This is a genomic window from Pseudoalteromonas sp. Xi13, from assembly GCF_003952205.1.
Classification (GTDB): Bacteria; Pseudomonadota; Gammaproteobacteria; order Enterobacterales; family Alteromonadaceae; genus Pseudoalteromonas; species Pseudoalteromonas atlantica.
The window spans coordinates 1,190,977-1,213,123 of the sequence record NZ_CP034439.1 but is presented as its reverse complement, the minus strand read 5'-3'; the positions used below and the strand labels follow the sequence as shown (position 1 = coordinate 1,213,123).

The following is a 22,147-nucleotide window of genomic DNA, read 5'->3' as shown; positions in this document are numbered from 1 at the left end:
AACATGATTGCAATTTTTGGCGGCACCTTCGACCCTGTGCATTTAGGTCACCTAAATATGGCCTCGCAGTGTGTAAATACATTTAACTTATCCACGTTGTACTTTATGCCCTGTGCACTTCCCGCGCACAAAGCTGCGCCAGGTATAAGTACAGCGCACCGTATTAATATGCTCAATGCCGCTATTGCCCCTTACCCTCATTTTGCACTTGATTTAAGAGAGCTTAATCGTACTGGGCCTTCTTACTCATTGTTGAGTTTACAAGAACTAAGAGCTGAGCACCCAGATACGCCAATTCTTTTTTTAATGGGCATGGACTCATTTAATAACCTCGACAAATGGTATGAATGGCAAGCAATTACACAGCTATGCCATATAGTGGTTTATCATCGCCCGGGGCAAACATGTAACCCAAATAAGGCGCTTAAAAGCTATATTAGTAATGCCCACACTGAAGCGCTACAGCAACTTGCCACACACAACTTTGGTAAGCTTTATTTTTTACCTGGTGAAACCCTTGATGCTGCCTCAAGCGCTATTCGAGAGCAATTAAAAAAAACCAATAAAAATAATGAACTATTACCCGAACCTGTCAGTCACTACATTAAGCAACACCAGCTTTATCAAAGTGATGATTAAAACCCCCTAGCATGTTAAAATGCACGCTATTAAATTTAAAATTGAGACAATACCTTGGATTCGAAACAACTACTTGCCTTTGCACTAGACAAAATTGACGATATGAAAGCACGCGACGTGGTACAACTAGACGTACGTGACAGCTCAGACATTACCGATTACATGGTTGTGTGTTCGGGTACTTCTAAGCGTCATGTGCAATCAATTGCCGATAACGTAGCAAAAGAAGCTCGCCACGCTGGCGAAGAACCTTTAGGTTACGAAGGTCAAGACGAAGGCGAATGGGTACTGGTAGATTTAGGTGATGTAGTTGTACACGTGATGCAAGATCACGCACGTAGCTATTACGATCTAGAAAAACTGTGGGGCTAAGCGCCACTATTTTTTAATTGAGCTTGGAAGTATTACGTGAAAATACAAATGATTGCCGTTGGCACAAAAATGCCAGCGTGGGTAGAAAGCGGATTTGCAGAGTACCAACGCCGTTTTCCTAAAGATATGGCGCTTGAGTTAATAGAAATTCCGGCCGGTAAACGCGGTAAAAATGCCGATATTAAACGCATTTTGCACACCGAAGGTGAAAAAACCTTAGCCGCTATTCCAAAAGGCAATCGCATTGTTACCCTAGAGGTAACAGGTAAACCACTTGATACTCACCAGCTTGCTAAAAATATGGAAAAGTGGCAGCTCGATGGCCGCGACGTTAGTTTGCTTATTGGCGGCCCTGAAGGGTTAGCCCCTGAGTGCATTGCCGCCTCTGAGCAAAAGTGGTCGTTATCTAACTTAACGTTACCGCACCCTTTAGTGCGTATTATTGTTGCCGAAAGCCTATACCGAGGCTGGAGCTTAAATAACAACCATCCTTATCATCGCGAGTAACGCCTTGTTATGATTAAGCAAAGACCCACAATACGCGACCATTCCGCTGAGGCAAACTTATTTGCACGGCGCGCATTTGTGGGTTTTATTTTTGTTTTAGGCTTAGTGGCAATTTTGCTTTCTAATCTTTATACCATTCAGGTAGAAGAACACACCGACTATCAAACCCGCTCTAACGATAACCGTATTAAAGTAATTCCTATTGCGCCAAACCGTGGCCTCATTTACGACCGCAACGGTGTACTGCTTGCTGAAAACAAACCCGTTTATAACCTCGAGGTTATTCCTGAAGAGGTCGACGATTTAGCTAAATCGCTTGAGCAAGTTAGCAAAATAATTACGATTACCGAGCAGCAAAAAAAAGACTTTATTGATGACATAAAGCATACGCGTCGATTTAAGTCGCAAGTACTAAAAGCCCGCTTAGATGAAACCGAAGTGGCCCAATTTGCGGTTAATCAGCATAAATTTCCGGGCTTTAGCATTGAGGCGCGCCTTGCACGCTTTTACCCATATGGCGATACGCTAACCCATGCACTAGGCTACGTTGCCAAACTAAACCGCAAAGAACTTAATAAGTTAGAACAAGAAGACCAAGCCACAAATTACCGCGCTACGCACGATATCGGTAAGCTTGGCATAGAAAAATATTACGAGCAGCTTTTGCATGGCCAAGTCGGCTCTCAACGCGTTGAAGTAAATAACCGCGGCCGTGTTATTCGCACATTAAGTATGACTCCCCCACAGCCAGGCAGTGATTTAGTGCTTACCTTAGATATAGGTTTACAACAAATAGCCCAACATGCGCTTAAAGATATGCGCGGCGCGGTTGTAGTAATGGATGCCAAAGATGGCGGCGTATTAGCACTTTATTCAAACCCAAGTTACGACCCTAATTTATTTGTCCATGGTATTAGCAGTAAAGATTATAAAGCACTGCTAAACCCCGACCGCCCTCTTATTAACCGTGCTACTCAAGGGCGCTATGCGCCAGCTTCCACAGTAAAACCGCATATGGCCATACTGGCACTTGAAGAAAACATTGTCAGTGAAAGCACCTCGGTGTGGGATCCTGGTTTTTTTCAAATACCGAATGTTGAACATAAATGGCGCGATTGGAAACGTTGGGGCCACGGCCATGTAGATGTTTACAAAGCGATTGAAGAGTCGTGCGATACTTACTTTTACGATGCGGCATACCGCTTAGGCATAACAAAAATTAGTAATTTTATGGCGCGCTTTGGCTTTGGTGACTTATCGGGAATAGACATACACGAAGAAACCACAGCCATACTGCCCTCAAAAGAGTGGAAAGAAGGCCGCTTTAAAGAGTCGTGGTGGCGTGGCGATACTATTTCAGTGGGGATTGGCCAAGGGTATTGGACTGCCACCCCTATTCAAATTGCTAACGCGACTAACATATTGGTTAATAAAGGCATAAACCACCCGCCGCATTTAGCACAAGTGGCTAAAAAAGAAGACCAAGTGACGCAAATTAATAACGAAGAAAAACCGCCGGTGGTACTTAATAACCCTGATAACTGGCGTATCGCGCTCGATGCCATGCACAATACCGTAAAAAAAGTAACAGGAACTGCACACCGTGCATTTAAAGGCGCTAATTATGACCCTGCGGGTAAAACAGGCACAGCGCAAGTAGTGAGTATTGCCCAAGGTGAGCGTTACGATGCAAAATCACTAAAGGAGCGCCAACGCGATAACGCGATTTATATTGGTTTTGCTCCGTATGACGACCCTAAAATTGTGGTTTCAATTGTGGTAGAAAACACCGGTGGCGGCAGCTCTGTGGGTGCCCCTATTGCACGTGAGCTAATGGATTACTATTTTGCAGCAAACCCAATAGAAGTTGCTAGGAATACAGCGCAATGACCGTATTAAACACCCAGCGCTCGATATGGATGCGCATGCATTTAGACTTACCGTTACTAATTGCCTTATTACTTATGATGGCAGGCAGTATCACCATAGTATATAGCGCAAGCGGCCAAGACTCGGCCATGATGATCCGCCACATCACCCGTATGGGCGGCGCTATTATAGGCATGATAGTGCTTGCACAGTTCTCCCCCGCGACTCTTAAACGCTTAGTGATCCCCCTTTACTGTGTTGGGTTACTCATGTTGGTGGGCGTATTGCTATTTGGCGTGAGCTCAAAAGGCGCTCAGCGCTGGTTAAATTTAGGTATTACTCGCTTTCAGCCCTCAGAACTTATGAAGCTGGCGGTCCCTATGATGGTGGCTTGGTATATTGGCCGAAACCAACTTCCGCCACGCCCATTGCACCTAATTATTGGCTTTGTCATCGTGATGCTGCCTACCTTATTAATTAAAGAACAGCCCGACTTAGGCACCTCAATTTTGATTGCCAGCTCAGGAATATTTGTGTTGTTTTTATCCGGTTTAAGCTGGCGTTTAATTGGCTTTTTAAGCTCGGTTGTCGCACTGGCAGCATGGCCATTTTGGCACTACGGTATGCACGACTACCAAAAGCAGCGCGTATTAACGTTTTTAGACCCAGAGAGCGATCCGCTTGGCTCGGGGTATCATATTATTCAATCCAAAATAGCCATCGGCTCAGGTGGTATAGAAGGTAAAGGCTGGTTGCAAGGCACGCAATCACAACTCGAATTTTTACCAGAGCGCCATACCGACTTTATATTTTCGGTATTAAGTGAAGAGTTTGGCTTATTTGGTGTGTGTGTTTTATTAAGCCTGTACTTATTTATTATCGGCCGTGGTTTATACATTGCGGTAAACGCGCAAGATGCGTTTGGTAAATTATTGGCCGGCGCCCTTACCCTCACCTTTTTTGTTTATATTTTTGTAAATATAGGCATGGTATCGGGCTTGTTGCCTGTTGTAGGTGTACCTTTACCCCTTATTAGTTATGGCGGCACCTCTATGGTGACGTTAATGGCCGGATTTGGCATTATTATGTCAATTGCGACAGATAAAAGGATGCTTTTAAAATAATGAATAAGCCTACCCAGCTGTTATTTATTTCAGCCTTAATATGTATGTTAAGCGCATGTAGTAGCGGCTCTAATAGTCGTTATCATATGGAGCACGATGCTGCACCTTTACGCGCGCCAACCGCACTTGAGATGCAAGATGCCGTTGTAGTGGATGTTAAAAAAAGTGCCAGTGCAAGTCGCCCCTACGAGGTATTAGGCAAACGTTATACGCCAATGCTTGATGAAAAAGGGTATACAGAAGAAGGAATCGCTTCGTGGTACGGCCGTAAGTTTCATGGTTACCATACCTCAAACGGTGAAATTTACGATATGTTTGCCATGAGCGCTGCGCATAAAACCTTACCCCTGCCAAGCTTTGTACGCGTTACTAATACTGCCAACAATAAATCGGTAATTGTGCGTGTAAACGACCGTGGGCCGTTTCATGATGACAGAATAATAGATCTTTCGTATGCTGCTGCTTATAAATTAGGCTATTACACTCACGGTACAGCCAAGGTTAAGCTAGAGGCGATTACGCTCGACAGCATTCCTGCACGTAAAACATATATACAGGTAGCTGCGGGTAGTACGCTTAGCAATATTGAAGCATTAGCTTCTACATTACGCCTGCAGTATCAAGTACCTACTAATATAGTAAAAGCAGACAACATTTATCGTTTGCATTTGGGCCCGATTAAAGATGCCCAGCATGCACAAGACGTATTAAAAAAATTAAAACAAAACCAATTTCAAAACGCGTTCTTGCTTTACACTCAGTAAGACAAATACCTAAACCACGCCAAAATGTAGGATTCAGCGTTGTATTGGGCTTAAAATCTAGGTGTTATTTTTTAATTGGCAATCCCTTTTAAAAAATAACAACACAGAAAATCAGCCTTAGTGAAACGCCCTGAAGCGTGGTTTAAAAACGATTTATACTGCGTTATTGATTTGAACAATAGAGTGACTATTATTGACAATCAATGCCTTGTCTAAATTGTTTTTAATTCCAACGACGCTCGCATCTCGGGGTAGTTTGGGTATAAGATGGACTAACGCGAATTTTTAACTTTAACCATTAATGAGTATGATGAAATCAATTAAACATAAAATCCTCAAAGGTGTATGCGGCTTAGTTTGCACAGCCGCCGTATTTTCAGCCAGCGCCCAAATTATTCCGGCTCCACCTCAAATTAATGCAAAAGGTTATTTTTTAGTAGACTTTACAACAGGTAAAGTTATTGCTGAAGGTGAAGCTGATACAAAGCTAGCCCCTGCAAGCTTAACTAAAATGATGACTAGTTATGTAATTGGTACAGAAATTAACGCCGGTAACATTGCACCAACCGATATGGTTACAGTGAGCGAAAAAGCCTGGGCTAAAAACTTCCCTGAATCGTCAAAAATGTTTATTGAAGTAGGCAAGCAAATAAGTGTTGATGAGCTTAACCACGGTATTATTATTCAATCTGGTAATGATGCATGTGTAGCCATGGCTGAGCACATTGCAGGTAGCGAAAGCGCATTTGCTGATTTAATGAATGCCCATGCCGCTAAATTAGGCATGAGCAACAGCCACTTTATTAATAGCCACGGTTTAGATACAGACGAGCATTACACTACCCCACGTGATATGGCGACGCTAGGCGCTGCACTTATTCGTGATGTACCTGATGAGTACGCACTTTATAAGCAAAAATCGTTTACTTACAACGGCATTAAACAATATAACCGTAACTCTTTGTTATGGGATGAAAGCCTAGATGTTGATGGCATTAAAACGGGTCACACATCAGAGGCAGGTTACAGCTTAGTAACGTCTGCGACTAAAAACGACATGCGTTTAATTGCGGTTGTTATGGGCACATCAAGCGAGCGCGCACGTAAAGTAGAAAGCAAAAAACTACTTAACTACGGATTTCGCTTTTTTGAAACAATTACACCTTACAAAGCAGGCGACAGCTTTGCAGAACAACGTATTTGGATGGGTAATAAAGAAAATGTATCGTTAGGTATTTTAGAAGATACCCCAATTACCATTCCACGTGGTCAGCATAAAAACCTTAAAGCTAACTTTGAGCTAGACAACACACTCGAAGCACCATTAGCGAAAGGCACTAAAGTAGGCACTTTATTCTTACAACTAGAGGGTGAAGATATTGCACAATACCCGCTAGTTACACTGGAAGAAGTGGAAGAAGGCAGCTTCTTTAGCAAAATTTACGACTACTTACGTTTACAAATTATGTAAACGTAAAAATAACCCGACAGTCGTTGGGTTGTTAAACGAAGCGCCTCTGTTATGAGGCGTTTTTTTTTGCTTGAAAAATGATAGAATGCGCCCCATATAGGCAGGATCACCCTAAACCGGCCAGTCACGCTTAGCGTTATACCAATTCGGTTAATTAAGTAATCTATTTTGAGGCTGGAAAAACGTGTTGATAACTTGGCTAATAAATCACTATTTAGTTGTTCTAAATGAGCATTTTTTAACGCAGGTAGCAACACGTTTAGCCCCGCAAAATGATTAAGTCTTATTGCGGATTGATATTATCTCACGTAGCCAACATTTTTTGTTTGAGGAGTCACCGTCGTGGTTCAACCTGTTAAAAATACTAAATTTGATGAGTACCTTGAGTACCCATGTCCGTTCACATTTAAAGTTATGGGTTTAGCAAACGTTAACCTTACGGAACAAATTTTAGCTAAGTTACAACCTATTGCACCTGGTGACTACGCACCAAAAGTAAAGCCAAGCAGTAAAGGCAATTATGAGTCGGTAACGTTTGTTGCCACAGTGACAAGCGGTAAACACATAGAAGAAATTTACAACGTGATCAGCAACATTGATGACGTACGCCATATGCTTTAAGCCATAGTTGAGACTTGTTGTGAACGAAAACACTTTAATCGTACGCCAACTAGGCCGTCAGCGTTACATGCCAATTTGGCAAAAAATGCAAGCCTATACCGACACCCGTGACGACAGCTCGCCAGATGAAATTTGGCTTGTAGAGCACGAGAGTGTATTTACACAAGGCCAAGCTGGTAAAGATGAGCATTTACTCGCCCCTGGTGACATAGAAGTCATTAAGGTAGACCGTGGCGGGCAAGTTACTTACCATGGCCCCGGCCAACAAATGATGTATGTGTTATTTAACTTGCGCCGCTTAAAAATTGGTGTGCGCGAGCTTGTTACTTGGCTTGAAGAGTGCATTATTGATACCCTTAATGAGTATGATATTAAAGCCTACGCAAAAGCCGATGCACCCGGTGTGTACGTAAACGAGAGTAAAATTGCATCATTAGGATTACGTGTTCGTCGTGGTTGCTCGTTTCATGGATTAGCATTAAATGTTAACATGGACTTAAGCCCGTTTTTACGCATCAACCCGTGTGGTTATGCCGGCATGAACATGGTGCAAACGAAAGAATTAAACGGCCCTCAAAACTTAGCACAAGCAGGTGAAGGGCTGGTAAAACACATGATAAAGAAGCTTAATGCAACACAGGTTAAGCATACTGAAGGGTTTGAAAACGAATGAATAAACCAGTCAAAATGGAACCAGGTGTAAAACTACGCGACGCAGAAAAAATGGCGTTGATCCCCGTTAAAGTTTTACCTACAGAAAAAACTGAAATGTTGCGCAAGCCAGAGTGGCTTAAAATTCGCTTACCAAAATCTACCGAGCGTATCGACGGTATAAAACAAGCTATGCGTAAGCACGGCTTACACTCAGTATGTGAAGAGGCCTCGTGCCCTAACCTTTCTGAGTGTTTTAACCACGGTACTGCTACCTTTATGATTTTAGGTGCTATTTGTACTCGTCGTTGCCCATTTTGTGATGTTGCCCATGGTCGCCCATTAAAACCTGATGCAGCAGAGCCTGAAAAGCTTGCATTGACAATTAAAGACATGAAGCTTAGCTACGTGGTTATTACCTCGGTTGACCGTGATGATTTACGTGATGGCGGCGCACAGCATTTTGCCGATTGTATTCGCGAAATCCGTAAGCACAATCCAACCATTACTATTGAGATTTTAGTGCCAGATTTTCGTGGTCGTATGGACCGCGCACTAGAGATACTAATTGAAACGCCACCTGATGTGTTTAATCACAACCTAGAAACTGCCCCGCGTTTGTACAAGCTTGCGCGCCCGGGTGCCGATTATAAATGGTCGTTAGAATTACTTCGTCGCTTTAAAGAAGCGCACCCAGAGGTAAAAACTAAGTCTGGCTTAATGGTTGGCCTAGGTGAAGAAATTAGTGAAATAGAAGAAGTATTACGTGACCTACGTGCGCATAACGTTGACATGCTTACCGTTGGCCAATACTTACAGCCTTCTAAGCATCACTTGCCAGTTAAACGTTACGTGCCACCAGCGGAATTTGATGCACTAAAAGAATACGCTGATGAAATTGGCTTTACGCATGCTGCCTCTGGCCCATTTGTTCGTTCAAGCTATCACGCTGACCAACAAGCTGCAGGTAAAGAAGTAAAATAATTACTTTTTAAAACGCATTAAAAAAGCCCTTAGCAATTAAATTGCTAAGGGCTTTTTTGTTGGTTTAATTTTTACCACTGTGTTTAAGTATATAATAAAACACAGGTGTAAGTATTAAGCCAAATACCGTTACGCCTATCATGCCAGAAAATACCGCAACGCCCATAGCTTGGCGCATTTCAGAGCCTGCTCCCGATGAAAACACCATAGGTACAACCCCCATAATAAATGCTATTGAGGTCATTAATATTGGGCGTAATCGCAACCGGCTCGCCTCTTTAATGGCATTAAATGCATCCATACCGGTATCTTGCAGCTCTTTTGCAAACTCAACAATTAAAATAGCGTTTTTAGTGGCAAGTCCAAACAATACGATTAGGCCAATTTGGGTGAAAATATTATTATCACCACCATAAATAGCCACACCAATCAGCGCACTTAGCAATGTCATAGGCACAATTAAAATAATAGCGACAGGCAAACGTAAGCTTTCGTACTGCGCTGCTAAAACCAAAAATACAAGCAACACAATAAGTGGAAATACATACATTGAAGTATCGCCCGCTAAAATTTGCTGATAGGTTATGTCTGTCCACTCATACGCAATACCCATTGGCAGTGTTTCATCGAGTATTTTTTCTATTGCGGCTTTAGCTTGGTCAGAGCTATACCCTGGTGCGGGTACGCCGTTAACCTCTGCCGTAACATAGCCGTTATAATGCATTACTCTATCTGGCCCTAAACTATGCTCAATACTAAGCACTGCGCCAAGGGGGATCATATCGCCATTTTTATTGCGCACTTTTAATTGCTTAATTTGCTCTACATCTTCTCTGTAGGGTGCATCTGCCTGCACATTTACCTGATACGTGCGACCAAATAGATTAAAGTCGTTCACATAAACTGTACCTAAATAGCCTTGCATCGCTTCAAATAAGGTGTTTATTTCAAGCCCTAAGCTTAGTGCCTTTTTACGATCTACCTTTACATCTAGCTGCGGTACGTCGGTTGTAAAACTAGTAAACGCATTAGCAAGAGCGGGGTCGGCTTTAGCCTTAGCAATTACTTCATTTGTTACTTGCTGCAAGGTGTCAAACCCTAATGAGCCTCTATCTTCAAGCTGCAGCCTAAAGCCACCAATGGTGCCCATTCCCCTTACTGGAGGAGGCGGAAATATAGCAACATTAGCGCCTTTTATTTGACTAAGTTGTTTATTTAAATCTTCCGCTATTTCAGCTGCCGACATGCGCGGGCCCTGCCGCTTTGAAAACGGCTCTAACGGTGTAAACATCATCCCCGAACTTGGGTTTATAGATAAACCATTAATACTTAAACCTGCAAAGGCGACGGCGTCACTAACGCCTGGGTGCGCCCTGATTATCTCTGACATTTGGCGAACCACCGCTTCAGAGCGATCTAGCGATGCTGCATTAGGTAATTGCGCAAAAGCGACGAGATACATTTTATCCTGCGGCGGAACATAGCCTGTTGGCGTATTTTCAAACTGTTGCCACGTTAAAGCCAGTAAACCAACGTATAGCACACCAATTATGCCGCCCTTATGCACTATTAGACCAACGGCTCCTGTGTATTTACCCGAGGCTTTATCGAACATTTTGTTAAAAGGCGCAAATAACCAGCGGCCAAATAATTTATTAATGGCACGGCTTAACCAATCGTTGTCTTGCCCATGAGGTTTGAGTAATAACGCAGCCAGCGCTGGGCTTAGCGTAAGCGAGTTAATGGCAGAAAGCACTGTTGAAATAGTAATTGTAAGAGCAAATTGACGATAAAATTGCCCTGTTAAACCGCTCATAAACGCAGTAGGAATAAACACCGCAGCAAGCACTAAAGTAGTGGCAATAATAGGCCCTGTTACTTCTTTCATTGCTTGAGTGGTTGCATCAATGGGACTTAATCCCTCACTGATGTTTCTTTCAACGTTTTCGACCACAACAATGGCATCATCAACAACAATACCGATTGCTAACACCAAGCCAAATAACGACAACGCATTAAGTGAAAATCCCATTAAGTGCATAAAAGCAAAAGTGCCCACTAATGAAATTGGCACTGCCACTAGCGGAATAATAGATGCTCGCCATGTTTGTAAAAACAGCACAATGACCAACACAACTAATAAAACCGCTTCAAATAATGTATCGACTACGGCTTCAATAGAGCCCCTTACAAATACGGTAGGGTCATACACTATTTCATAGCTCATACCCTCTGGAAATAGCGTCGATAGTTCAGCCATTTTAGCGCGCACATCGTCAGAAATTTGTAATGCATTAGAGCCTGGTGCTTGAAAAACAGGCACAGCGGCAATGGATTCATTATTAAGAAGTGGCCTAAGGGTATAACTATCTGCACCTAGCTCTACTCTAGCAACATCTTTTAGCAGTGTAATTTCGCCGTTATCGCCCGTTTTTACGATTATTTCTTCAAATTCATCTTGCTCTATTAAGCGCCCTTCTACATTGATAAGCCATTGAAACTCACTGGTGCCTATGGGTTGTGCACCTAGGCTTCCTGCCGCAGCTTGCTGATTTTGCGAGCGAATAGCATTGACTACATCACTTGGGTTTAAATTGAGCGCCGCTAATTTGTTAGGCTCTAGCCACACACGCATACTGTAATCGCCTGCGCCAAATACACGTACTTGGCCCACGCCATTAATGCGCTTTAGCTCATCTTTTATAAATTGATCGCTATAATTAGACAGGTACAAACTGTCGTATCGCCCTGAAGGCGAAGTTATGTGTACCGCTAGGGTAAGGTTAGGTGATGACTTTTCGGTGACCACACCTAGCCTTTGTACTTCCTCTGGTAGGCGAGGTATTGCTCTATTTACCCTATTTTGTACCAAGGTAGTTGCTTCGTCAGGGTCGCTCCCTATCGCAAAGGTGACTGTTAATGTCATGGTGCCGGCAGAGTTTGCAAGCGATGACTGGTACAGCATGTTTTCTACGCCGTTTATCTCTTGTTCAAGCACTGTGGCCACGGTTTCGGCTATTACCTTAGGATTTGCACCTGGGTAGTTAGCTGTAACAACAACCGTTGGGGGTACTACATCTGGGTATTCTGTAATAGGTAACTGCCATATGGCTATCGCACCCCCTATAAAAATAAGAATAGATAAAACCGCTGCAAAAATAGGTCGATGAATAAAAAACTGAGAAAAATTCATTATTACATGCCTATTTCAAGTGTTGGCTCGGCATTGGCTAAGCGGTTTTGGTTATCAACCTTTTGCTGCCAAGCTTGTAACTCGTTTAAAGTACTTTGCTTTGCCATATTAATTAATTCTGGCGTAATGAGTACGCCAGAGCGCACGCGCTGCAAGCCATTAACTACTATGCGTTCGCCGCTTTTTAAACCTTGTTTAATAACTCGTAGCTCACCCACTTTGTCGCCTAAAGTAATGGCGCGGTATTGCACTTTATTTTGCTCATCAACCGTTAAAACGTATTTATTATTTAAATCGGTACCAATGGCTTTCTCTGCAATTAAAATACCTTGCTCAGTATTGCCCCCGGCTAATTTTAAATGGGCGAATAACCCAGGTAAAAGCGCGCCGTCTTGATTATTAAATACAGCCCTCACGCGTAATGTACCGGTTTGGGTATTTACTTGGTTATCAACAAAATCAAGCTTGCCCCAGTGTTGGTAATCTTGCTCATTCGCTAAACGCATCGCCACAGGTAACGCGGTAGATTGATTGTTATCAAGGTGCGCTTGTTGATAGTTAAGCCATGTTGCTTCATCAATATCAAAATAGGCATAAACCTGCTCTGTAGAGACAATAGAGGTCATTACAGTTTGCCCTGCACTGACATAGTTGCCCTCGGTAATTAACGCACGAGACACTCGCCCAGAAATAGGCGCTTCTACGCGTGTAAAGGTTTTGTTTAGCTGTGCAAGCTCAAGGGATGCATTACTTTGTGCTACGTAGGCATTTGCTTGGTCAACCTCTGCGCCTCGGGTCTCTAATAACTCTTTAGATATTGATTTACTTTTAAATAGCTCTTTAGCTCGATTAAAATCTTGCTTTGCTAGTTTTAAGCGGCTTTTTGCTTCATCAAGTTGCGCTGTTAGGCGGTTTACTTGTGCATTAAATTCGCGGCTATCAATTAAAAATAAAGTGTCGCCTTTATTTACCAGCTCCCCTTCTTCAAATACTGCGGCTTCAATATAACCAGATACGCGAGGGCGCAATAACACTGTTTGCGGCGACTCTAGCCGCCCTGTAAAACTATCCCATTCGGTTATTCGCTGGCTTATCACTTCGGCTACCTCTACCGATACCCCTTGCGAAGACTGATCCTTCACTTGATTAGAACTTGGTTTATCACTGCAAGCACCAAGCATTACTGCTAATAGTGCGATAATAAACGTGTAAGTAAATTTATATATAGCTGACATGACTAACTCTCTTGCTGTTCGAGTTGTGTTAAAACTGGCGATATTATGAACGCAGCAAAAGCATAAAAATAATTATATTTTAATATAAGATACATCATTAAAAATGATATATAGTACTATTACGTTTAAAATTTAAGGCGGTGTACCATGCGTCCCCAAGAGCTTAACTTATTAATGATTTTTGATGCCATCATGACTGAGGGCAGTATTACTCGTGCAGCCGAGCACTTGTCACTTACACAACCTGCGGTATCTAACGCACTTGCTCGTATGCGCGCAGCCTGGGGAGAAGAGTTATTTATAAAAGATGGCCGAAATATTCAACCAACTGCATTTGCTAATAATTTATGGGGGCAAATACAGGGGCCACTTGGTTCATTAGAGCATGCTATAAACCAAAGTGAATTTAATCCCGCGACAGCGCAGCGTACCTTTCGTATTTCTGCCGCTGATATATTTGTAGAAATGATATGGGGACCGCTTCGTAAAATTATTGAACAACAGGCTCCAGGCATTAATATTCATGCCATTCCTAATCGGGCGGTAGAGGCTGCAAATGTACTTAAAGACGCCGAAGCCGAACTGGCAATAAACCGCTACACCTTGTCAGAAAACGTTATTAGAGCCGAGCACTTATTAAAGCCTCAGTATGTTGTGCTTATGCGCCCTGGTCATCCACTTGCTAATGCCCCGTTAAGCATTGCCGACTTTGCTAATACAGATCATTTATTAGTATCAATTACGGGCGATATTTTAGGGCCTTCTGATCAAGCACTAAGAGTATTAGGATTAAAACGCCGAGTAGCTATGACGGTAAATAACGCCGCAAATGTACCTAATATTCTTAAAAATACCGATCTTATTTGTGTCATTCCCTCAATAGCACTTGAACACGAAATTTTTACTAAAAAACTCGTGGTTTTAAAAAGCCCTATTGATACGCCGCCAACGCCCGTTTCTGTTATTTGGCATAAGCGCCAAGACAACGACGCAGGTTTGCAATGGATACGCCGCCACATCGTGACTATTATTCAACAGCGTGTAAGTAGTCACGATAAAAACCTAGGCAAGTATTTATTGCGCTAAAACGCCTTTTTTAATCACAAAATCAGCAAATCGTACCTGCTCTTCTTCAGCGCGAAGGCTATCGGTTTCGACTATTGAGCGATAAATTCCCCATTTAGGGCGTGCAAAGTCATCATCGCTAAAGCCACGCCACATATCTATGTTTTGCTCGCTAATGCTAAATAGCTCTTCGTTGTCACTTAAGCGGGTGAGGGTCATATCAAACTTGCCTTCTTCACTAAAGGTAGCTTGAACAAATACCGCTATCCATTCATCCGTAATAAGTGACCAGTCGGTTTCTATAAGGTTTTTATCAAGTCCAGTGCTGTTACCATTTTCGTCAAAACCTGCGCTATATCGCACTTGTAGCTGATTACCTGTACTGTTTTTTTGTGCACCCGAGAGCGTAATAATAGGCTGATCGTCGTTACCATTAGTGTTGTCGTTGCTCTCGTTACGGGCTTTTATTTGAAAGAAATGACTAAATTTACTGCTCAGCTCAAGCTCACTAGAGACTTTAAATTTCCAACTGTATTGTACGGTTTCGCCTTTAAAGGCAAGTGTTGCCGCAGGTGATTTATCATAAGCTTTTATTTCGTTGCGTTGGCGGTCAGTTGCGCCTTTGTCTTTATCTTGGTCGTCATCGCGATGCGCTAAAAATACAAAGTGATTACCAATTATTGAGTCGGTATCTTCAATAATATGCTCAACATCTTGATGATTCCCGCTATACATATCGGGCGATTCAATTGAACCTTCACTAAAAGCATTTTCTATTAACGTATAAGCACTTAGCCCTGTATTAGCGCCATCAGCATTAAGCGCGGTCTCTTCACTTATTATAAAATCATCAGCGCGTGAAGTACCTATAATTGTTATAGACACTGCGGCAGTCGTGCCATCAGCTGATGTAACAGTTACTTCATCAAGTATGGTTTCGCCTTCGTTGAGGGTATTAACCGTCGTATTATCGCCACTGAGAGTATATGACCAATTTCCTTCTTGCGTTAAGCTAAATGAACCATAATCAGTGGTGTTATTGCTTTGCGTTTTAAATACCGCTTCGTTGGTTTGTGCATCTGTTATAGATAGTTCACCTGTTATTGCAGCTTCTCGGGTATTTTCAATACTGACAGCTGTTTGACCGCTAATTACCGCGGCGCTCTGCGCTGCTATCGATACATTTACAGGCTCACTTTTTGACCCTGAGCTGCCGCACCCTACAACTGAACCAGCCAAAAAACAAACAGAAGAAATAGTTAAAACACGCAAGTTAAATTTTGACATAAACAACCAGCCCAGGTTAATGGTAAGTAAATAAAGTAAAATATAACTTACCAATTATTTATTTTAATAACTAGATCTTTATTACCAATGCGGTTTTATATTTTGGGCTTAACTACATCATAAAAGCAGCTTTAAACGAGAGGATAAAAATAAAATTAGGTTAAAGCGAAGTTACTTGAGATAATCATTACTGAACCCATTATTTAGGTTAAATATGAAATTATTAGTTCGTAACTTGTCTCGCGCTACTACCGAGCAGGAACTTCGTACATTGTTTGCAGCTCACGGTAAAGTGACTACCTGTAACTTAGTACTTGATAAAGAGACTGGCCAGTCAAAAGGCTTTGCCTTTGTAGAAATGCCAAATGACATAGAAAGTAGAAGCGCTATTAAAGCATTAAATCAATTAAGCGTAGCTAAAAGCAAAATTCGCGTAAAATACGCAGATGAGTAATTAGTTACTTGCTATATTTGATTAAAACTAGGGTCTGTTGACCTTTCAGGGTTAAATTTGCAGCAGCCTGTTTGGTATTTAGGCAAGGCAGAGCCTATGTGGTGTGGTTATTCCCCATAAGTAGGCGATAACGCAGCATTAATGCCAAACAGGCGCTGCCCTGCGGGTTCTTCCTAGGGGCAATTTACTCTTTGTTGCTCGGTTTTGACTTAGCCCACTAGGTTACAAACCTTTCGCCGCGATTAAATCGCCCCTAGGTTGAACAAATTTTAATCCGCAAAGGTCAACAGACCCTAACTAATTGCTGGTTTTTTACTTTTAAGTTTACGCTTTATATTTAGCCAAAAATAAGCTGACTGTTTGTTCAATTACTTTATTATTTTGCTGCTCTGTTACTGTTTCAAACCCATAAAGTAGTGGATAAAACACAAACGATTTTAATTGAAACACAAACTGTTTAGCAGCTACATTTAGCTCATCACCTTTTAAAACACCTGCAATTTTAGCTTGCTCTAAAAAACCTTCTAAATAAGTCATACACCCCATAGTATTATTACTTAAAGACTTTGCTAGCTGCGGCTCTTGTAGCATTTGCATAAAAGCAATTTTAGCTAAACGTAAAAAATCAGGCGATGTAAGCATAGCCACTTCTTGCTCGGCAATAGCCGTAAGCTGCAAATCAATTGGTTGATTTTTATTAAAGTGAATAACATCACCATGATTAATTTTAGCCAGCATAGTCGTTAAAATAGCCTGAAATAGCTCTTCTTTTGTCGCAAAGTGATTATAAACAGTTCGCTTAGACGCCCCCGCTTTTGCAGCAACTTGATCCATACTAGTGTGCTCTACACCTTTTTCAAAAAACAGCTGCTCTGCTGCTTGAAGAATATTTATGCGTTTTTTTTCTGATAATTTCATAATGGGTTCTGCAATTATTAATAGCTACATTTTAACTAAACAATAAAAAAATGCACTGCATAGTTTACTTTTTATCAAAACAATGAAAAACTACACTCATTAGTTTACTTTAAGGTTTAACGATGACATTTATAAAATGGTTAGTTGTGATCATCGCCATCATTGTTTTTGGAGGTTGTAGCGTGAATAAACAAATAGTTGCGCAAGGTGTTAATGAAACGCCTAGTGTAGATAACTACGAAAATGGTAAATTTCATAACCATCAACAGGTTGAGCCGAATAGCTTTAAGAAAACACTCGGAATTTTAGGGCGTTACATAACAGAAAAGCGTACCAACATTACACCTAAAGAGCCCATTGCAATTAAAAGTGTTACAGCAAAAATGCTTAATGCCCTTGCAAATAATACCGTGCATGTCGTTAAACTTGGCCACTCTAGCGTACTTTTAAAAGTGCATGGCGAATACTGGTTACTCGATCCGGTATTTAGTGAGCGTGCATCTCCTTTTTCTTTTTTAGGGCCAAAGCGCTTTTCTAAGTTGCCTATTAGTATTAGCGAACTGCCACCTATCGATAAGGTGCTTATTTCGCACAACCATTACGATCACCTTGATAAATCAGCTATTAAAAAGCTGGCCGCAAAAACTAAAGAGTTGTATGTGCCACTTGGTGTAGATACCGATTTAGTTAAGTGGGGAGTGAATGAAAACAAAATTAGCACATTTAACTGGTGGCAGGAGCTACAAACCGAACATGCCTTAGTTGCCTTTACCCCTACTCAGCATTTTTCGGGCCGTGGATTAAGTGATGCAAACAACACACTTTGGGGTTCGTGGGTTATTAAAACCGCCCAGCAAAGTGTTTATTTTAGTGGTGATTCGGGTTATTTTGCAGGCTTTACAGAAATTGGTAACAAGTACGGTCCTTTTGATTTAACCCTAATTGAAACAGGTGCCTACGACAAAGATTGGGCCGATATACACATGACACCAGAGCAATCGGTTCAAGCGCATATTGATTTACAAGGTAAAACTTTAGTGCCTATTCATAATGGTACGTTTGATTTGGCGTTTCATGCTTGGGTTGACCCATTTGAACGAGTAACGGCTGCAAGCAGCATAAATAACGTAACATTGAGTACGCCCGAGTTTGGACAAATATTTACCCCTACCGATGCTGCAATAACCCATCAATGGTGGAAACAATAATTTGGTAAGTGTTTTAAAGGTATTTATTACAAGGTGTTAATTAAATAAGCGGCTATTAAGCCGCTTTTTTTATACTAATTGTTCCTAATACAACAAAGGATACAGCTAATGCAAAAAACATTGCTTGCTGTGCTAGCAAAGCTGCAGCAAAAAATGCAGCGCCGCTGCCTATAAATAAGTACCCGCTTTTTTTAGATTGGCTCATTGTGTGTGCTCCATTTTATTGTTGTTGATTATTTATACACCCCAATAGCGAATCTTTCAATTTTTGAGTGAGCGCTTAAACAAACAGATAAAAATTCGACATCATAGCCGCGCTTCCTTATATTAAACGCCATTATTTAAAACAAGACGAAAACTATGGTATCGACCTTTTTAAAAAGCGCTAGCCTAGGCCTACTAGTTGCCCTTTTTGGCTGCTCAGAGCCTGCAAGCGAACAATCTCCTTTAGAGACCACACCCGGTGTAAGCCTAAATAATGTAAAGCAGCATATTAAAATTCTTGCCTCAGATGACTTTCAAGGTCGCGGCCCGCTTACTCATGGTGAAGTAAAAACAGTAGGTTACTTAAGCGAGCAATATAAAGCACTGGGTTTAACAGGCGCGTACAAAGAAAAATACTTGCAGCCGGTAAAAATGGCGATGGTAACGGCAAATCAAAATATGCAGTTAACAATAGGCGATTTAAGCTTTGTTGCAGGAAAGGATTTTACAGCGCGTACCAAACAATTAAAGCCAGTTATTGATGTGCGAGATTCAGACATAGTGTTTGTGGGCTACGGAATAAACGCGCCAGAATACAATTGGAACGATTATAAAAACATTGATGTTGAGGGAAAAACGGTAGTGGTGCTGGTAAACGACCCAGGCTTTGCAACACAAAATGATGCACTATTTACAGGTAACGCCATGACCTACTACGGTCGTTGGACTTACAAATACGAAGAAGCTGCTCGCCAAGGTGCCAAAGCGGTATTTATTGTGCACGAAACAGCACCTGCAGCCTACCCTTGGGGCGTAGTTGAAAGCTCAAACACGGGCACAAAATACACCCTAATGGACAACAACCTAAACGCTAACGAACTGCCAGTTATGGGCTGGTTAACCCTTGATGCTACCGAGCAATTATTTGCATCGGCAAACTTAAATTATCAGCAATTAAAGCAAGCCGCATTAAACGATGACTTTAAAGCCACACCACTTAATCTTAAAGCTAATCTTGCGTTTAAAAATGAAGTATCGCATGCCAAATCGCATAACGTAGTGGCGCAAATTACCGGCAGCGAAGCGCCTGATGAATACGTTGTTATAAGCGCCCACTGGGATCATTTTGGAACTAAACAAACTGATAGTGGCCCTAAAATTTATAATGGCGCGGTTGATAATGCATCTGGCACAGCCGCAACCCTAGAAATTGCTCGCATTATGAATCAAATTCACCAGCAAACACCGTTTAAACGCTCAATTATTTTTGCCAACTTTACCGCAGAAGAAACCGGGCTTATTGGCTCACAAGAGTTTGCCTCGGGCGCTGTTATACCAACAAAGCAAATGGTGGGGTTATTAAATATTGATGGCATGAACGTGCTTGATGGTACTGACTATATTTTGCAGTACGGCAAAGACTTATCAACAATGGAGAGCTATTTAGCAAAAGCCGCTAAAGCGCAAGGTCGCGTTGTTAAAATGGATCCTCGCCCGCAAAATGGCTTGTTTTTTAGATCTGATCATTTCTCGCTATCTAAGCAAGGCGTTCCTAGCTTATTGTTTATGAGCCTTGGCGATACCGATCCAGATTACATTGCACATAAATACCATAAAGAAGCCGATGATTACTCGCCACAGTGGTCTTTAGGTGGCGTAAAGCAAGATATAGAGCTTATTGTTGATATAGCGTCGCAACTTGCTAATAACGGTGACTGGCCTAAATGGACAAGTGACTCAGACTTTAAAGCAAAACGCGCACTCGATAAGCAATAATAATACTTAAAGCTAAAATCCTCCTACTTGGAGGATTTTAACTTTAAGCGTGCCCGCATTAATAAGGTTTCGGCCTTTGCCCCTAAATACACATAAATAGCCAATGCGATTAAAAGCCCGACCACCGCTAGCATCATCGCAATAGCCGGCAGTAGGTATTCAGCTTGCCCGAGCGCCGCCTTAAACATAGTTAATAACGCCTCAATAGATATAGCAATAAGCACGGTAGATATAAAGCGCGTAATGGTACGCCGTGTTGAGGAGTGCCTAAAAATATCTTTATGCATTAAAATTTCTTCTTCGAGTATCGTTTTCCCTAAATCAAATACAGCTAATGCAAGCGTGATATAAATAATGATGCTAAAAGGCTCTAAAGGGTCAGACGCCGAATCAAAATGAGTCAGTAACGAGTATATATCGTTAAATACTATGCCTAATAAAAACAGCACTAAACTAAATAAACACGCCACAATAACACCGTAACCCGCTTTAAAATAAGGCGACATGCTAGCTCGTGCGCTATCCCCCATAACAAACTCAATTAACTGGGTTAAACATACATCGAGTACTAAATAGTATTGCTGGTTAATGGGTTTTTTTAGCTCTTTAATGGCCGAAATACATAAATGGTTAGTTGCAATAGAAATATAAGGCTCAGTAAAGCACACCGAATCGGTTTGTTTAGATTGTAAAAAATAAGGTCGATCGCTTAAATCTTGTTGATTGCCTTGCTCTGCTAATTTTTTATAAGCACGCTTAAAGCACACGTTGTTACCTTGCTGTAACCCTGATTCGTTTAAACAATACTGCAGCTCTAAAAATGGGTACTGCTTAACTAAATAGCGTGTATCGCGATTTTTAGTAATGCCATCCTCAATACTCATTAAAATAGAATCGAGCAGGCTGTGTATCATTTGCTCGTATTCATGGTAACGCTCTACACTGCTTATATAACTCATTCGCGCCATTATTGTGTACTCACTTGGTTGCTATAGCGTTAACTAAGCAAGTTTAAAACCACATAAATATACTATTTAAAATCAAGAGGTTATTAATTCACATAATTGGAATTGCACCCTTTTGGTGATAAAACGGCATTTATATTTTATTCGGCGCACAAAAAAGCAGCTAAGTATTAAATACTTAGCTGCTTTGTGAGTATGATCTTTAAACGTTTAGTTAGTGCGTAAACCTACGTATGCGCCTAATTTTACTGTACCTTTGAAAACTCTTGCTGAGAAAGCTCACCATTTCCATCTGTATCTAGCTTATCAAATAGCTGAACTAACTGAGCATTAGCCTGCGCTTCTGATTTGCTAATAACGCCATCGCCGTCAGCATCAAAAGAGTTAAAATCTACCGCAGCAAAGGCTGCTGAAGATGATAAAAGAGCAACAAGTGCTAGGGTTTTATTTACTGTTTTCATAATCGTTCCTTAGGCATAATAGCCAGATTAAAGGTAAGAAGTCCTTTTCAAAGATCCATTAAGGGGTAACTGTTAATATTCAAAAAAGTCGTTTTCGGTAACGCCATTTCGGCTTTGCATATTTAATTGCTGCATTATTTGTTCTACTGATTGATCACTTTGATTTGTTAAACCACCTTCGCCTTGTGTAGGTGTTTTAAACTCTGTATTTGCCAATACCACCGATGATGACACCAAGGTGATAAGTACAAGTGTTGTTTTCAGCTTAGTCATAATGTAATCCTTCAATAATATGCATTACCTGTATAAATTTGCACTGAGGTGGTTACAACTCACTTCCTTGTTATTCTTTTTAATAGGCTCCCTTGCCTATTTAGGT

Annotated in this window: 22 protein-coding genes; 14 read left to right on the top strand and 8 right to left on the bottom strand. The window is 41.5% G+C overall.

Annotated features, from left to right (window positions below):
* Positions 1 to 3: 3 nt before the first annotated feature.
* From nadD to lipA, 10 genes are all read left to right on the top strand, one after another.
* Positions 4 to 639 (top strand): nicotinate-nucleotide adenylyltransferase, encoded by a 636-nt coding sequence (nadD, locus tag EJ103_RS05485; protein ID WP_004585920.1) that lies wholly within the window; start codon positions 4 to 6, stop codon positions 637 to 639.
* A 54-nt stretch (positions 640 to 693) separates the two neighbouring features.
* Positions 694 to 1,011, top strand: a complete 318-nt coding sequence (gene rsfS / locus EJ103_RS05480; protein WP_024033760.1) for a ribosome silencing factor — start codon at positions 694 to 696, stop codon at positions 1,009 to 1,011.
* Between the two features lie 36 nt (positions 1,012 to 1,047).
* Positions 1,048 to 1,518 (top strand): 23S rRNA (pseudouridine(1915)-N(3))-methyltransferase RlmH, encoded by a 471-nt coding sequence (rlmH, locus tag EJ103_RS05475; protein WP_121637208.1) that lies wholly within the window; start codon positions 1,048 to 1,050, stop codon positions 1,516 to 1,518.
* A 9-nt stretch (positions 1,519 to 1,527) separates the two neighbouring features.
* Entirely contained in the window at positions 1,528 to 3,408 is a 1,881-nt protein-coding gene (gene mrdA, locus EJ103_RS05470) for a penicillin-binding protein 2 (protein WP_004585917.1), read from the top strand.
* Entirely contained in the window at positions 3,405 to 4,511 is a 1,107-nt protein-coding gene (rodA, locus tag EJ103_RS05465) for a rod shape-determining protein RodA (protein ID WP_004585916.1), read from the top strand. The genes mrdA and rodA overlap by 4 nt, the downstream gene beginning before the upstream one ends.
* On the top strand, positions 4,511 to 5,275 hold the full coding sequence (locus tag EJ103_RS05460; protein WP_024033763.1) for a septal ring lytic transglycosylase RlpA family protein: 765 nt from the start codon (positions 4,511 to 4,513) through the stop codon (positions 5,273 to 5,275). The genes rodA and EJ103_RS05460 overlap by 1 nt, the downstream gene beginning before the upstream one ends.
* 310 nt (positions 5,276 to 5,585) lie before the next feature.
* Entirely contained in the window at positions 5,586 to 6,746 is a 1,161-nt protein-coding gene (locus EJ103_RS05455) for a serine hydrolase (protein WP_004585914.1), read from the top strand.
* Positions 6,747 to 7,088: 342 nt separating this feature from the next.
* Entirely contained in the window at positions 7,089 to 7,367 is a 279-nt protein-coding gene (gene ybeD, locus EJ103_RS05450) for a DUF493 family protein YbeD (RefSeq protein WP_024033764.1), read from the top strand.
* Positions 7,368 to 7,386: 19 nt separating this feature from the next.
* A complete protein-coding gene (gene lipB / locus EJ103_RS05445; RefSeq protein ID WP_126006435.1) occupies positions 7,387 to 8,040 on the top strand; it encodes a lipoyl(octanoyl) transferase LipB in 654 nt (217 codons plus the stop codon).
* The gene (lipA, locus tag EJ103_RS05440; protein WP_004585911.1) at positions 8,037 to 9,002 is read left to right on the top strand and encodes a lipoyl synthase; all 966 of its coding nucleotides are present in this window, start codon (positions 8,037 to 8,039) and stop codon (positions 9,000 to 9,002) included. The genes lipB and lipA overlap by 4 nt, the downstream gene beginning before the upstream one ends.
* Before the next feature lie 64 nt (positions 9,003 to 9,066).
* Here the strand turns inward: lipA and EJ103_RS05435 are convergent, their stop codons facing one another.
* On the bottom strand, positions 9,067 to 12,195 hold the full coding sequence (locus tag EJ103_RS05435) for a multidrug efflux RND transporter permease subunit (protein WP_126006433.1): 3,129 nt from the start codon (positions 12,193 to 12,195) through the stop codon (positions 9,067 to 9,069).
* Between the two features lie 2 nt (positions 12,196 to 12,197).
* Positions 12,198 to 13,430: an efflux RND transporter periplasmic adaptor subunit gene (locus tag EJ103_RS05430; protein WP_241232298.1), complete on the bottom strand. Its 1,233-nt coding sequence runs from the start codon at positions 13,428 to 13,430 to the stop codon at positions 12,198 to 12,200.
* A 147-nt stretch (positions 13,431 to 13,577) separates the two neighbouring features.
* Here EJ103_RS05430 and EJ103_RS05425 point away from each other — a divergent pair, with 147 nt between their 5' ends.
* Positions 13,578 to 14,516 carry a LysR family transcriptional regulator gene (locus EJ103_RS05425; protein ID WP_126006431.1) on the top strand — a complete coding sequence of 313 codons (939 nt, stop codon included), beginning with the start codon at positions 13,578 to 13,580 and terminating at the stop codon, positions 14,514 to 14,516.
* Here the strand turns inward: EJ103_RS05425 and EJ103_RS05420 are convergent.
* Entirely contained in the window at positions 14,505 to 15,782 is a 1,278-nt protein-coding gene (locus EJ103_RS05420; RefSeq protein ID WP_126006429.1) for a VCBS domain-containing protein, read from the bottom strand. The two genes, EJ103_RS05425 and EJ103_RS05420, sit on opposite strands and share 12 nt — an antisense overlap.
* 214 nt (positions 15,783 to 15,996) lie before the next feature.
* Between EJ103_RS05420 and EJ103_RS05415 the strand changes: the two genes are divergently transcribed.
* Complete coding sequence (locus EJ103_RS05415; RefSeq protein ID WP_126006427.1) at positions 15,997 to 16,236, top strand: RNA-binding protein; 240 nt, start codon at positions 15,997 to 15,999, stop codon at positions 16,234 to 16,236.
* A gap of 324 nt (positions 16,237 to 16,560) precedes the next feature.
* On the opposite strand, the gene EJ103_RS05410 is transcribed toward EJ103_RS05415, so the two are convergent.
* Positions 16,561 to 17,154, bottom strand: a complete 594-nt coding sequence (locus EJ103_RS05410; protein ID WP_126006426.1) for a TetR/AcrR family transcriptional regulator — start codon at positions 17,152 to 17,154, stop codon at positions 16,561 to 16,563.
* Between the two features lie 122 nt (positions 17,155 to 17,276).
* Between EJ103_RS05410 and EJ103_RS05405 the strand changes: the two genes are divergently transcribed.
* A complete protein-coding gene (locus tag EJ103_RS05405) occupies positions 17,277 to 18,362 on the top strand; it encodes an MBL fold metallo-hydrolase (protein WP_126006424.1) in 1,086 nt (361 codons plus the stop codon).
* A gap of 55 nt (positions 18,363 to 18,417) precedes the next feature.
* Here the strand turns inward: EJ103_RS05405 and EJ103_RS20140 are convergent, their stop codons facing one another.
* Positions 18,418 to 18,567, bottom strand: a complete 150-nt coding sequence (locus EJ103_RS20140; protein WP_164521610.1) for a hypothetical protein — start codon at positions 18,565 to 18,567, stop codon at positions 18,418 to 18,420.
* Between the two features lie 155 nt (positions 18,568 to 18,722).
* On the opposite strand from EJ103_RS20140, the gene EJ103_RS05400 reads away from it, so the two are divergent.
* Positions 18,723 to 20,342 carry a M28 family metallopeptidase gene (locus tag EJ103_RS05400; RefSeq protein ID WP_126006422.1) on the top strand — a complete coding sequence of 540 codons (1,620 nt, stop codon included), beginning with the start codon at positions 18,723 to 18,725 and terminating at the stop codon, positions 20,340 to 20,342.
* A 23-nt stretch (positions 20,343 to 20,365) separates the two neighbouring features.
* Here EJ103_RS05400 and EJ103_RS05395 read toward each other — a convergent pair whose 3' ends face one another.
* The 3 genes from EJ103_RS05395 to EJ103_RS05385 all read right to left on the bottom strand — a co-directional run bounded on the left by EJ103_RS05395 (position 20,366) and on the right by EJ103_RS05385 (position 22,041).
* Positions 20,366 to 21,310: a general glycosylation pathway protein gene (locus tag EJ103_RS05395; protein ID WP_126006421.1), complete on the bottom strand. Its 945-nt coding sequence runs from the start codon at positions 21,308 to 21,310 to the stop codon at positions 20,366 to 20,368.
* Between the two features lie 242 nt (positions 21,311 to 21,552).
* On the bottom strand, positions 21,553 to 21,768 hold the full coding sequence (locus tag EJ103_RS05390; RefSeq protein WP_126006420.1) for an EF-hand domain-containing protein: 216 nt from the start codon (positions 21,766 to 21,768) through the stop codon (positions 21,553 to 21,555).
* A gap of 72 nt (positions 21,769 to 21,840) precedes the next feature.
* Positions 21,841 to 22,041, bottom strand: coding sequence for a calmodulin (locus EJ103_RS05385; RefSeq protein ID WP_126006419.1), 201 nt, complete (start codon positions 22,039 to 22,041; stop codon positions 21,841 to 21,843).
* Positions 22,042 to 22,147: the final 106 nt, after the last annotated feature.

Coding starts and splice junctions, on each gene's coding strand:
- EJ103_RS05405 (WP_126006424.1), top strand. CDS start 17,277: ATGACATTTATAAAATGGTTAGTTGTGATCATCGCCATCATTGTTTTT.
- EJ103_RS05385 (WP_126006419.1), bottom strand. CDS start 22,041: ATGACTAAGCTGAAAACAACACTTGTACTTATCACCTTGGTGTCATCA.
- EJ103_RS05420 (WP_126006429.1), bottom strand. CDS start 15,782: ATGTCAAAATTTAACTTGCGTGTTTTAACTATTTCTTCTGTTTGTTTT.
- EJ103_RS05400 (WP_126006422.1), top strand. CDS start 18,723: ATGGTATCGACCTTTTTAAAAAGCGCTAGCCTAGGCCTACTAGTTGCC.
- EJ103_RS05390 (WP_126006420.1), bottom strand. CDS start 21,768: ATGAAAACAGTAAATAAAACCCTAGCACTTGTTGCTCTTTTATCATCT.
- EJ103_RS05415 (WP_126006427.1), top strand. CDS start 15,997: ATGAAATTATTAGTTCGTAACTTGTCTCGCGCTACTACCGAGCAGGAA.
- lipA (WP_004585911.1), top strand. CDS start 8,037: ATGAATAAACCAGTCAAAATGGAACCAGGTGTAAAACTACGCGACGCA.
- EJ103_RS05410 (WP_126006426.1), bottom strand. CDS start 17,154: ATGAAATTATCAGAAAAAAAACGCATAAATATTCTTCAAGCAGCAGAG.
- EJ103_RS05460 (WP_024033763.1), top strand. CDS start 4,511: ATGAATAAGCCTACCCAGCTGTTATTTATTTCAGCCTTAATATGTATG.
- EJ103_RS05435 (WP_126006433.1), bottom strand. CDS start 12,195: ATGAATTTTTCTCAGTTTTTTATTCATCGACCTATTTTTGCAGCGGTT.
- EJ103_RS05425 (WP_126006431.1), top strand. CDS start 13,578: ATGCGTCCCCAAGAGCTTAACTTATTAATGATTTTTGATGCCATCATG.
- EJ103_RS05430 (WP_241232298.1), bottom strand. CDS start 13,430: ATGTCAGCTATATATAAATTTACTTACACGTTTATTATCGCACTATTA.
- EJ103_RS05455 (WP_004585914.1), top strand. CDS start 5,586: ATGAAATCAATTAAACATAAAATCCTCAAAGGTGTATGCGGCTTAGTT.
- mrdA (WP_004585917.1), top strand. CDS start 1,528: ATGATTAAGCAAAGACCCACAATACGCGACCATTCCGCTGAGGCAAAC.
- nadD (WP_004585920.1), top strand. CDS start 4: ATGATTGCAATTTTTGGCGGCACCTTCGACCCTGTGCATTTAGGTCAC.
- EJ103_RS05395 (WP_126006421.1), bottom strand. CDS start 21,310: ATGGCGCGAATGAGTTATATAAGCAGTGTAGAGCGTTACCATGAATAC.
- EJ103_RS20140 (WP_164521610.1), bottom strand. CDS start 18,567: ATGAGCCAATCTAAAAAAAGCGGGTACTTATTTATAGGCAGCGGCGCT.
- rodA (WP_004585916.1), top strand. CDS start 3,405: ATGACCGTATTAAACACCCAGCGCTCGATATGGATGCGCATGCATTTA.